This window comes from Bacteroides cellulosilyticus (assembly GCF_020091405.1).
Taxonomy (GTDB): Bacteria; Bacteroidota; Bacteroidia; order Bacteroidales; family Bacteroidaceae; genus Bacteroides.
In genome coordinates this window covers 1308249-1320914 of sequence record NZ_CP081903.1, presented here as the reverse complement: position 1 = coordinate 1320914, position 12666 = coordinate 1308249, and the positions used below count along the sequence as shown (strand labels likewise).

5 protein-coding genes and 1 pseudogene are annotated in these 12666 nt (G+C 42.0%); 4 read left to right on the top strand and 2 right to left on the bottom strand.

Features of this window, described 5'->3' with window-relative positions; all coding sequences use genetic code 11:
• Positions 1 to 105 precede the first annotated feature (105 nt).
• Together K6V21_RS04620 and K6V21_RS04615 are read left to right on the top strand one after the other, a co-directional pair.
• Positions 106 to 1500: pseudogene (locus K6V21_RS04620) on the top strand (RHS repeat domain-containing protein); the annotation flags it as partial.
• On the top strand, positions 1466 to 1969 hold the full coding sequence (locus K6V21_RS04615) for a hypothetical protein (protein ID WP_224320980.1): 504 nt from the start codon (positions 1466 to 1468) through the stop codon (positions 1967 to 1969). The pseudogene K6V21_RS04620 and the gene K6V21_RS04615, both read left to right, overlap by 35 nt.
• A gap of 128 nt (positions 1970 to 2097) precedes the next feature.
• On the opposite strand, the gene K6V21_RS04610 is transcribed toward K6V21_RS04615, so the two are convergent.
• Entirely contained in the window at positions 2098 to 6408 is a 4311-nt protein-coding gene (locus K6V21_RS04610; protein WP_224320979.1) for a hybrid sensor histidine kinase/response regulator transcription factor, read from the bottom strand.
• A 155-nt stretch (positions 6409 to 6563) separates the two neighbouring features.
• Here K6V21_RS04610 and K6V21_RS04605 point away from each other — a divergent pair, with 155 nt between their 5' ends.
• Positions 6564 to 9605: a SusC/RagA family TonB-linked outer membrane protein gene (locus K6V21_RS04605; protein WP_217715321.1), complete on the top strand. Its 3042-nt coding sequence runs from the start codon at positions 6564 to 6566 to the stop codon at positions 9603 to 9605.
• Positions 9606 to 9628: 23 nt separating this feature from the next.
• Complete coding sequence (locus K6V21_RS04600; RefSeq protein ID WP_224320978.1) at positions 9629 to 11509, top strand: RagB/SusD family nutrient uptake outer membrane protein; 1881 nt, start codon at positions 9629 to 9631, stop codon at positions 11507 to 11509.
• Positions 11510 to 11766: 257 nt separating this feature from the next.
• On the opposite strand, the gene K6V21_RS04595 is transcribed toward K6V21_RS04600, so the two are convergent.
• The gene (locus tag K6V21_RS04595) at positions 11767 to 12633 is read right to left on the bottom strand and encodes a DMT family transporter (protein ID WP_224320977.1); all 867 of its coding nucleotides are present in this window, start codon (positions 12631 to 12633) and stop codon (positions 11767 to 11769) included.
• Positions 12634 to 12666 lie beyond the last annotated feature (33 nt).

The window sequence follows — 12666 nt, the reverse complement described above, 5'->3', positions numbered from 1 at the left end:
AGAGGTAGGGATTTTGATATTCTATTTTTGTAGTGCTAGAGCCATCCGGAGGTTTCCTCTTCTCTTGCATACGGGCAGACAAGCACAAGTGTTTTACGGATGATGGCCTACAATAAGAACGGTAATATTCTTGCCTTACAGCGGTACGGCCAGACAAGTGCAAGCGCATACGGTCTGATAGACAATTTGAAAATCACTTTGAACGGTAACCAGTTGAAATCAGTGAATGATGCGATTACAACTATGGCCTACAATAACAGTTTCGAGTTTAAGAATGGTGCAAACGCCACTACAGAATATATGTATGATGCCAACGGTAATTTAACGAAAGATTTGAATAAGAATATAACTGATATTCAGTATGATTTTTTAAATTTGCCGGATACAGTCACGTTCTCTGATGGGAGTACTATTTCTTATCTATATAGTGCGGATGGAGTGAAGCTTCGCACGATTCATAAGATTGGCAGCACCACCACCACTACGTACTATTGCAACAATGTGGTCTATGAAAATGGTGCTCAGAAGCTGTTGCTGACGGAAGAAGGATATCTTTCTTTGAACGATAGCAAATACCACTATTATCTGAAAGATCATCAAGGGAATAATCGGGTAGTTATCAACCAAAATGGTAATGTGGAGGAGACGAATCATTACTATCCATTTGGTGGTGTGTTTGCTTCATCTCAGAATGTTCAGCCTTATAAATATAATGGCAAGGAACTGGATACAAAGAAGGGGCTGAACTGGTATGACTATGGGGCGAGACAGTATGATGCGGCAATAGGAAGGTTTACGACGATGGATCCGATGACGGAGAAATATTATGCAGTGAGTCCATATACATATTGCATAAATAATCCTGTCAAATATATTGATCCTAATGGCATGACTTTGTTGATATGGTACAAAAATGATGATGGAAAAATGGCATCATATAAATATTCTGGTGGTAATACTGGTAATTCAAATTCATTTGTTAAAGCTGTTGTTACGGCATACCAATATAATAAACAGAACGGAAGCAAAGCGGGTAATGGAGGTGGCGCTTCTACGGTTATAGCAGTTGAGAATCCTAATTTGACAATAAATGTAATGGAGTCAACCAATAGAGATTATTATAGTGAATATGCAGCAGGAGGCACAATATATTGGAATCCAGAATTGGGCTTACAATCAGATAATAATGTAGTAACATCTCCCGCTACAGGCTTTGACCATGAAGCAGATCATGCTGTAAATCAAAAATTATATCCCGATGAGTATAAGAAAAATACAAGTACTGCAGATTCTGCGTATGGAGATAAAGAAGAAAGAAGGGTGATTACCGGATCAGAACAAAAAACAGCTCGTGCTAATGGAGAAATTAATCAAAAACAAGTCACACGAAGAAATCACGGTGGGAAATCCGTAATTACCGAAGGAGTTACATCAAATAAAATAAATGAAGTTAAAACGAAAGAATATGAAAATAACAGAAAACGTTGGATATCTGAATAGATTATTTCTATATGGAATGTTTTGTGCTCTTTTTTCTTTAGTCGGAACTTCTTGTTCCACTACTAAGAATTTGATTGATGCTAACGATATTGATTATATAAAATTTTGGTATATGCCCAAATGGATTAGGACACCTACTCCTATCAGGGATTGTGCCGATATTGTGTATGCCACCTGTGTCGCTAAAGATTCTGTGATAATGGATAGAAAAATAATAAGAGAATATGTAGAGGCAGTTAATAAACTAAAGGTTTTGAAGAAGGACCTTAACTACGATTTACGTATAACTTCCCTTATTGTATTTAAGGAAGATAGGAAAAAAGTACCTGTATGTATTAGTTTGAATGGGGTAATTCTTAAAAATGATACATTGATGAAAGGAGATAAACATATGCTTAAACTAATAGATGATATTTTATATAAGCATCATAAAGTAGAAGATTGGACTCCTGATTTTATGAAAGAATGATGTAGCAGTATCCCTGTCCTTGGGAAATATCTAAAGATACAAAAAAAGCCAACTAACTTCAATGAATTGGTTGGCTTTTACTTTACTATTTTAAGAATATTCCTAAAGCATTTCTATAAAAAACAGGCTTATAGCTTTATAGTCATACCAACTGAACCAAATGTTTTTTTTCTGTATTCCGAAGGAGTTACCCCATAAATCATTTTGAAGCATTTACTGAAATGCTGCGAATCTTTAAATCCTGTTTTATAAGCCACTTGGGTAAAGTTATCCGAACCTTCTTCTATCAGTTCCGCCGCTTTTTTCAAACGTATGTTTTTAATAAGTTCCATTGGTGAGATGCCTATGAGCGTCTTTATCTTTTTGAATAGGGCGGAGCGGCTGATTCCCGCTTCCTCAACAAGCGTATCTACACTCAAGTCCGGATAATCCAGATGTTTGTTGATGAAACAGACAATCCCGTCCAGCAAGTCTTTATCGGCTTGCGGAAGTGAGCGAAGTTCCTCTTTGGAATCGATATTGCTTTCTTCTTTATTTTGTATGAGTTCCGAATAATACAGTGCCTGAATCCGCTTTCTTTGTCTGATGATGTTCCATATCTTGGCTATCAGATAACTCGCACTGAAGGGCTTGGTAATGTAATCATCCACGCCCAACTCCAAACCTTCATTTTGATTTTCCACATCTGCCTTACTACTCAGTAAAACAATTGGTATGTGGCAGGTATAAGTATTGGCTTGTAGCTTCTTGACCATTTCGATCCCTGTCATTTCGGGCATTACAACATCGCTGACAATCATATTCGGCAGGTACTTGATTGCCTTTTCCAATCCCTCTTTCCCATTGGAAGCGGTGATTACACGAAACTCTTCGGAAAGAATCGTGTGTAAGAAGAAAAGAAGCTCCTGATTATCATCCACCACTAAAATGGAACTTTTACCGCAATCCTTACAAGCTTCCCCCTCTTCTGCTTCGTAATCGTCTCTCAGAAAAAGAGTATCACTTTGGGACAGTTGAGGCCGTTCATCATAATCTGATAGAATGAACTCCGTTTCCGGTGCAAAATGCTCTTTCCCTTTACGAAAGTGGATGGTGAAGGTAGAACCCTCGTTTATTTTGCTTTGTAAAGTGATTTTGCCTTTGTGTAACTCTACCAATTCCTTTACTAAAGATAGCCCTATGCCTGTACTTTGTTTCTTGAAGATGTCGGAACTTACATAATTCTCAAACCGGTTGAAGATGCTTTTTTGTTTTTCCTGACTGATGCCATATCCCTGGTCGGATATTTGCAGAATGATATTGGTGTCAGTTTCTTGAACAGACAGATGTATGACTGTCCCTTTGGGTGAATATTTAAAAGCATTCGTGATCAGGTTGAAGAGAATACTTTCCAATTTATCCGGGTCTGCCCATAAAAAAAGAGGTGATTCTTTAGATTCAAAGGTGATTTCACTTTCCCGTTGAATGGCAATTGACTGGAAATTATTTATAATATGTTCGATGAATGGGGCTATTTCTATTCTTTGTACCGTAAGTTTGGACTCATTCTGTATCTTTTGCAAATCGAGTACCTGGTTAATGATTTTCAGTGTATGTTTGGTATTCCGCTTTACCAGAGCCAGGTCTTGCTGAATGACAGGATTCAAACCTTTTTGTGAGAGCATGTGGTCTATGGGGGCTACAATCAGTGTGAAAGGAGTGCGTAACTCATGAATGATATCTGTGAAGAACTTGGTTTTTATATCTAAGATATGCTTCTCTATTGCAACCCGGTTTCTGAGTTTATAGATAACGAACAGGATATATGCTGAAATGGCGACAATGAGGAAAAATAGAATGATGTACAGTATAATGCCATAAATAGATTCCCAGAATGAAGGCAATATAGTGATGGAAATTTCCTTTATCTTATTGCTCCATACTCCGTCACTGTTGGTTGATTTGACTTGGAAGCAGTAGTTTCCTTTAGGAATGTTTGTATAGACTGCCATGCGGTTGTTTTGCACGTAGTTCCAGTTGTCAAAGCCTTTCAGACGATAGGCGTACTCTATCTTATTGGGGAATTTCATGTCCAGTGTCTCATAATTGATGCTGAATGAGTTCTCCTTGTGGCTGAGGGTGATGCCGGAAGACTGGTAGGAGGATTTCTTTTTCTCTCCGTTTATGTGGATATCCGTAATGAGGAGATTGGATGTATGCGAGTCCCGCTTCATCTTTTCGGGGTTCATTGATAATAATCCCTTGTCTGTTCCGAAAAGTATTTCATTGTTTGAAAGGCGGCAGGCTCTGCTTTCGGTGAGCAGAAGTCCTTCGGGCAGGAACCTGCTGTCGTATATTTCGATAGAGTCATTGCCTGTAAACAGCCGGTACAAACCATTTTCCGATGGAATCCATAAATTACCTTCGTGATCTTCCGTCAGCGTCAGCGGGACATTGGAAATCATTTGCGGGGAAGAGTAGTTCTTGAAGATTCCATTGTTCTGCTTATCGAATCCCGTCAGCTTATCAAGACCTCCGCCAAAAGTCGCGATAAAGACTTCGTGTTTGCTGCTTTCGAACACGTCATATACATTATCGCAGCTCAGGCTGTTCTTTTCGTTACAGTTACGCACAATGGGAGTGTATGCCAGTTTGCCGTTACTCCACTTGCAGAGCAATACTCCCGATGTAGTGGCCAGCCAGAGGTTGTCCTGATGGTCTATACAGATGTTCTTGATTCTCGAAAAGCGGGCTGGATAATCCGGTAGTTCATTGCCCGGGTGTATGAAACGCCCGTCCCGGTCTATATAGTTGATTCCGCCTCCTAATGTGCCGATCCAGATTCTGCCCAGTTTATCCTCTTTTAGTGAAAATATGGAGTTGCAACTCAGGCTGAACCTGTCCACAGGATCATTCTTATAGTATTTGATCCGGTAATTCAGTTTGCCATTGGGGATTAATCGGATGAGGCCTTTGTTGCGTGTCCCTATCCATATATTCCCCTTTTTGTCTTGCAGCAAGGCGTATGCGGCATCGAAATTCTCCGCTTGTCGGGATAATCTGCCGGTTGAGTTCAGAAAGCCGATGAACAGCTTGTTTCTGTCATATACTTGTATGTCTCCGTTTTTGCTTCCAACCCAGATGTTGTGGTCTGCATCTTCCATGATACTTCTCAATTCGTTGGTAGATGAGTACTCTGCCAGGTCAGGTACGGAGAGACTGAAAAGGTCTTTTTTGAAAGATACTTTTATAAGTCCTTTCGGCTGCTTGGCTATCCAAAGATTGTTCTGCTTGTCGAAGTATATTTTCTTTATTTTCGGTGGATTTGAGTTGTGGCTGGTTCTGCTGATGGAAAAAAAGAGGAATTCATCTGACTTCTCATCGTAATAATTGAGTGCTTCGTTCTTGGAGAAAACCCATAACCGCCCGTCATGGTCTTGTGATATCTGCCGTGGAGAATCGTCATACTTCTGCATTTTCAGCTGGTAATGCTTGCGGTAAGTGCCGAGTGAGTCGATGCGGGTAATCATTGTCGTGTTTTTATAGGCTATCCATATGTGTTTCTGGCTGTCTTCCACATACAGTGCATTCACTTCATTGCTTAACAGTTGGTTTGAGATCGTATAGTGTACTCCTTCTCCCCGATAACCGTCTGTCAGGAAGAAGCCGTCATTTTCTGCCGTGATAAGCAAATGCTTGGAATCATAGGCTTTGACTCTTGTCAGAGTGGCGGAAGTATTGAACTTCATTATTGAATAATCGTCTTTCCTGGGGTCGTAAATATATAGTTGTCCATTGTCGGCACCGATTATAAACTTGTTTGCGTATTTTCTGAAACTGTGGAAATGCTTTCGGGTAGATAGGGCTAGGGTCAGTTTGCTATTTTCCTTGGAGTATTTATAAATACCTTTGTCAGAGATAATCCAGATGATCTCTTTGTCCTGCACGAGACTGATCACTCTGCGGACTCCATGCGAACTGCCCAGGATTTGGCGGCAAGCCATTGCTTGCTCGTCCGGAGTAATTCTCAGTAAGCGTCCGTCCGACTGGAACAACCAGGTGTCCCCGTCAGAAAGAGTAAATATGTTTTGGACAGGAGCTGTCTGCGACGTAAAGCGGTGGAACTTGTTGTTTTCCGGATGAAAGCGGTACAGGAAATTCTGGTCATCCAATAGCCAGAGATGGTTGCGGGCATCTATCTTTATATCGTCAATCCGGTTGGTTGGTAAGTCATTCGCATCACCGGGCATCACTCTGTAGGTCTTGAATGAATGTCCGTCAAAACGGCAGATTCCATTCCAGGTAGTAAACCACATATATCCGTTTCTATCTCGGGTGATGCCGGTTATGGTTTGTTGCGGCAGTCCGTCTTCAGTGCTGTATCGGGTAATTGTGTACTGAAGTTGTCCGGAAACAGAAAGGCAGAACAAAAGTAATAGTGTCGATAGGCGTAGCTTCATTTTGGTACTAATTGGTTTTTAAATCGAAATAACAGGTTCATAGCTGTATGATAGACGGACAAACACAAATTTTGTACGCTCATACAAAGTTAAAAAAATACTCTGGGGTAGTTTTGCGATAAGTAACCTTTAATTAATTAAATTATTTTGAATTGATGAAAACATCTATCAACTTGAGAAACATGCGAATATTGCTTAGTATGCTATTCGTTTTCCTGAGTGTCAATGCCGTTGCACAGAACATTACGGGAACTGTAAAGGACAGCCAGGGAGAGCCCATCATCGGGGCTTCCGTAGTAGAAAAAGGGACAAGTAATGGAGTAGTTACCAATCTTGAGGGTAAGTTCACCTTGAAAGCCTCGGGCAAGTATCCTATTGAAGTATCCTATATGGGATATAAGAAACAGGTGATAAACCTGAAGGGGAAAACTTCTTTGAACATTGTGATGCAAGAGGATGCGACTTTGCTGGAGGAGGTGATTGTGAGCACTGGTTATGGTTCGCAGAGGAAAGCCGATCTGAGTGGCTCTGTCGTGTCGGTAAGTAAGGAAGACATAAAGGGGACTCCGACAAGCAATGTGATGGAGGCCCTTCAAGGTAAAATTGCGGGTGCCGATATTATGATGGGCTCCGGTGCAGTAGGCGAGGATGTGGATATCTTATTGCGTGGCTCTCGTTCCATCAACGGAAGCAACGAACCCCTGTTTGTCATTGACGGTGTGCAGGGAGCCAGTTACAACCAGCTGAATCCAAATGATATTGAGCAGATTGATGTATTGAAAGATGCGTCGTCAACTGCTATTTACGGTTCGGCGGGTGCCAATGGCGTCATCATTATCACAACCAAAAGAGGCGCGGCCGGGAAAGTTACAGTCAACTTGGATGCCAAATATAGTATTTCGGGAGGAGCCAATTTCATACATGGTATGATGGGAGATGAATGGTACCGTTATCAGACCGAGCTCTATCGGACTAAGAACGGGGAATATCCGGAGAACTTCTTCCAGATGTTTTCTTCTGAGGCTATACAGCAAGCTTATGAAAACAATCAATGGATAGACTGGATTGATGAGGCTACCAAAGGAAATGCTTCTCAGAAAGATATAAACTTGTCATTGAGAGGCGGAAGTGACAAAATCAAAATATACACTTCATTTAGCTATAACAATACGCAAGGTTTGCTCTCTAACGAAAACCAGACGCGTTACGGAATGAGGTTTAATGTGGATTATCAAATCCGGAAATGGGTAAAGATAGGTGCGAGCTCGGCGCTCACCTATACGATCAAGAATTCGCGGGGCAAGAATATTTTTACTAAATCGCTGACTGCCTTTCCTCTGGGTAAACCTTATGATGACAATGGCAACATCAATGTTGAATTTATAGAAGGGGAGACCTCTCCATTCGGAGATGAAATGGAGAATCAATATGCCAATCAAACACGTACGACTTATGCCAATGTCAACGGTTATCTGGAGATTACTCCACTGAAAGGATTGTCATTCCGCTCACAGATCAGCACCACATTGAATAGCTCCCGCAATGGGCAATATATCGGTGAACATTCATTGCAGGGAGTGGAAAATGGATATTCCGCACCGTATGCCTACATCAATAACAACTATGGCTATAGCTATTTATGGGATAATGTGCTGACTTATAAAATCGAACCGCTTAAAGGACATAAAGTCACGCTGACCGGTGTAACCTCTTATAGCCATGGCCAAAGTGATTCTAATAACATGCGAGCTTCCGGTCAGCCTCTTGACTCCTATTTGTTTTATAATATGGCTTCGGGTATTACGAAGTACGGTGTGAAGTCCAATTATTCTCAAAGCCAGAAGATGTCTTATGCCTTACGTCTGAATTATGTATATAATGATAAATATATAGCTTCATTTACTACGCGCTGGGATGGCGCATCCCATCTGGCCAGTGGACATAAATGGGAATCGTTTCCGGCAGGGGCGTTGGCATGGCGTGTTTCGCAGGAACCCTTCATGGAGTCTACAAAAAAATGGCTGAACAACCTGAAACTTCGCCTAAGCTACGGTATTACCGGTAACTCCGGAGGTATGGGAGCTTATTCTTCGCAGACAGGAGCAGCCACCTATTCTCCGGTATCCATCGATGGGGAGCTGAGTTCAGTAAGCCAACTTGTGTCTCCATACGGAAACCCCTCTATCGGTTGGGAGAAAACCTATCAATGGAACTATGGTGTAGACTTGGGATTTTTCGACGGCCGCATCAATCTGAGTTTCGATTATTACGACTCAAAAACGAAAGACCTTCTGTTTAGCCGTACATTGCCCGTTACTTCGGCCATTACCGCCTGGGGATCTCCTATGGCAACCTGGCAGAATATAGGTGAAACCAGCAACAAAGGTTATGAAATCCAATTGTCTACGGTCAATGTAAAGAGCAGGAATTTCCAATGGTCTTCATCCATTTCTTATACTCATAACGATGAAAAAATTGTAGACCTGCCCGATGGTGACCTCATTGCCAAAAAGTTATTCGAAGGACATCCCATCAAGACATTCTACGATTTTAAATATGCCGGAATATGGAGCACTGCCGAAGAAGAAGAAGCGGCGAAATATGGATGCCAACCGGGATATGTGAAGATTGAGACAGTGGAGCAGTTCACTACGGATGAGAATGGAAATCTTGTAGGAGATGGTGGCGTACACACTTACAGCAACACGCGCGACCTCCAGATATTGGGCTCGAATGTACCTGACGGTATCTTGGGTGTAAATAATACATTTAAGTACAGAGATTTTGATTTAAGCGTTTTCGCTATTGTGAGATACGGGCAGATGATAGACAGCAAAACAATCGGCTGGTATTCCGCCAATGGTAATAACCAACCTAGGGGTACGAATTATTGGACTCCTGAAAACCAGTCGGCTTACTTCCCCCGACCGGGTATTGCCAGTACGACGGGTATAGGTTCGCTGAAGTATATTGACGGTTCTTATGCCAAAATAAAGAATATCACTTTGGGATATACCTTCCCCAAGAAATTATGTAAAACTCTGGGACTTGAGCAATGCCGGCTTTATGCAACGGCATATAATGTATTTGTACTGCCGTTTAAGAGTGAGCTGAAGCACTCGGACCCTGAAAATAACGGTTCCGATACCTTCCCGCTTTACAAAACTTATCTCTTGGGACTTAATGTATCCTTTTAATTAATAATTCAATAAGAATAGATATGACTACGAAAATAAAAAACTGGCTGACTGTAACAGTAATGGCAGTGACGATAAGCAATGCTTCTTGTACACTCGATGAATATAATCCTTCGGGATACACTATGGATGCACTGTCCGCTTCGGTAGAAGGCTATCAAACCATACTTAATAATGTTTACTTTGGCATGGAAAGAGCGCTCTACGGCTATGGACAGTTTATGCAGATGACCGAGGGCGGAACTGATATCTGGACCTCTCAGAAGAACGGTGATAACCTTTACTTAAAGTATGGTATGGGATCGGACTTTGCTAATAATATGATGGCTAACACGCTGAATTGCTGTTATGACGGTATCTGCTATTGCAACCAGGCAATTGTACAGGCCAATAAAGTTCCTTTCACTACCGAGGAAGAGAAAAACCAGAAGGTGGCGGAAGCTCATTTTATGAGGGCGGTATATTACTATAATCTGGTAGAACAACTGGGTGGCGTGACGTTGCAAATGTCGCCAGTCGAAGATGTGGATTTGCATCCCGGTAAAGATACCCCGCTGGATATCTATGAGAAATGTATCATTCCCGATCTGGAGTTTGCCGTTCAGTGGTTACCGGTAGAAGAAAGAACTACGCGTCCGTCCAAGAAGTCGGCGATGGGAATGTTGGCAAGAGCCTGCCTGCAATCCATAGAGTATGACTCTTCTAAAAAGTATGCGCAACGGGCTTTGGAAGTTGCCAAAGAGATGGTGGAAGATTGCAAGGCAGGAGGAGCCGCTTTGGGAGTGTATATGTATGATAACATAGAAGATGTATTTGCAGAAAGCAACAATTTTGAGAATAAAGAAGCCTTATGGAAACACCGCTATGTGGTGGGCGGTGTAAGTAACCAGGCTTGGATCATGAATCAGAATAACGAGCAGTTCTATTGTCCGCTCACAGCCTTTTCAGCCATTGTGTTCAAGACGGATATACATTCCGGTAACAAATATGACGGCTTGTCCGATTATCAGATTTGGGGCAGACGTGCCGGCGGGAGTTTTATGCCTTCAAAGCATCTGATGGATTTATACGTACAGGAAGATGGAACGCTGGATCCTCGATATCATGAATTTTTTCAAACGCAATGGACTTGTAACAAAGATAAAGGTCAGTCATGGAGCGAATCACAAGTGAAGCAGTTTGATAAGAATCTGGAGTCTCCTGAAATATCAGAAATGGTGCCTAATGCGACAACCGGTGAGTTGGTGCGGCAGTATACCAAATTTGTATTTGATGAAAAAGCACTGGAATTTATCCGTCCGGGAGATGAAGGATATGCGGAAAAGATAGCGGAAAAGAAGGACTCAAAAATCCTGTATGTTGACTACAAGGACTTGTATGCTGAGGACAATACGGTGATTATGGATTATCACAGAGATTATGATAATACGGATGTAGTCAGTCCTTGGCTTAATTTCTATCCGTCGTTGATGAAGCATAACAGTAGCAATTATTATGTTAATAACTTGAGCAAGAAACGTCTCGGAAATCTGAATGCTACCTTTATGATGCGTACTCCTGAGGTTTTCTTAATAGCTGCTGAGGCCGATATCTATGTAAATGGTGGAGCAAATGCGATGCAATACATAAATCTGGTTCGTGAGCGTGCCGGTGCCAAGGCTCTGTCCGGTGCGGCAACAGTAGAAACGGTATTGGATGAACGTGCCAGAGAATTGTGTGGGGAGTATGTACGGTTCTATGATTTGAAGCGTACAGGGAAGTTGACCAGCACCTATCTGAAGTCTACAAATCCTGATGTCGGTCAATACTTTGTAGATGGCAAACATGAGGTAAGACCATTCCCACAGTCATTCCTGGAGAATCTGGAAGAGGGTGGTGGCTATTACCAGAATCCGGGGTATTAATTGACGTGGTATGATTGTTTGGATTAAATTCAAAAATAGATAAGAACATTGAATTGGATGTTCAGGGATTCCATCTGCCTGTGAAGGTGGATGGAATCTTGTATTGTATCTATATATCGGACGTGTTGCATCTATATATCGGATGTACAGCATCTATATATCGGATGTACAGCATCTATATATCGGACATGCAGTATCTATATATCCAACGCCACCCATATATAGATGCTAAAAGAACTGGATGAAAATAGGACATTCTATTTTTTCAGTATGATCACCGTAACCGCCGAAATAATCAACCCGATGCCTAAGGCGATGCTTTGAGTGAAAGGTTCTCCAAAGATGAGAATGCCTACACAGACGGCAGTCACAGGCTCCATGGCTCCCAATACAGAGGTGAGTGTGGAGCCTATGTTTTTAATGGCGCGTACCAGTGCCAGATTAGATATTACGGTTGGTACCAATGCCAGCATCACCAGGTTTCCCAGGGTTATCCGGTCCGGGATGGCCTGTACTCCGACGCCTGTCACTGTCATTCCGGTGAAAAGAAGGATTCCGCCAAAAAGGAAAACATAGAATGTCATTTTCAGCCCCTTCATTTCAAGGGATTTCAGTTGGCTGACGGTGACCAGATAGAGCGCGTAGCCCAAAGCAGAGAGTAGGACGATAAAAATACCCGGTAAGGTAACAGTCCCTGTTGTGTCTCCATGCGAAAGGAAGAAAACTCCGCTTACCGCTAAAGCGATTGCTGCTATACGCCAAGGGGATTTCTTTTCGCGGAAGAAAACCATCATAATAAGCGTAGTCAGCACCGGATACATGAAATGAATGGTAGTAGCTACTCCGCTTGACATGAACTTATATCCCCAGAACAGAAAAACAGCGGAACAGTCATACAGGAATGCCAGCAGGAGAAGTGGAAGTATCTCTTTCCGGCGGATGCGGAAAGACTGCTTGTCGAGCAACAGTATACAGGCCAGTGCCAGCATGGCAAAGAGGAAACGGTAGAGCAGTATGGACCAGAACTGCATGCCCTGATGCATAGCAGGAATGGTGAACAGCGGAATAAGTCCGAAGCTCGCCGAAGAGAGAAGGCCATATAGGAATCCGTTTACTTTGTTCATATAAAAAAGGTGATAAGGTGATAAGGTGATAAA

What these genes read in the sequence shown, in the direction of transcription:
- K6V21_RS04605 (WP_217715321.1), top strand. Translation starts at nt 6,564, where the DNA reads ATGAAAACATCTATCAACTTGAGAAACATGCGAATATTGCTTAGTATG.
- K6V21_RS04600 (WP_224320978.1), top strand. Translation starts at nt 9,629, where the DNA reads ATGACTACGAAAATAAAAAACTGGCTGACTGTAACAGTAATGGCAGTG.
- K6V21_RS04595 (WP_224320977.1), bottom strand. Translation starts at nt 12,633, where the DNA reads ATGAACAAAGTAAACGGATTCCTATATGGCCTTCTCTCTTCGGCGAGC.
- K6V21_RS04610 (WP_224320979.1), bottom strand. Translation starts at nt 6,408, where the DNA reads ATGAAGCTACGCCTATCGACACTATTACTTTTGTTCTGCCTTTCTGTT.
- K6V21_RS04615 (WP_224320980.1), top strand. Translation starts at nt 1,466, where the DNA reads ATGAAAATAACAGAAAACGTTGGATATCTGAATAGATTATTTCTATAT.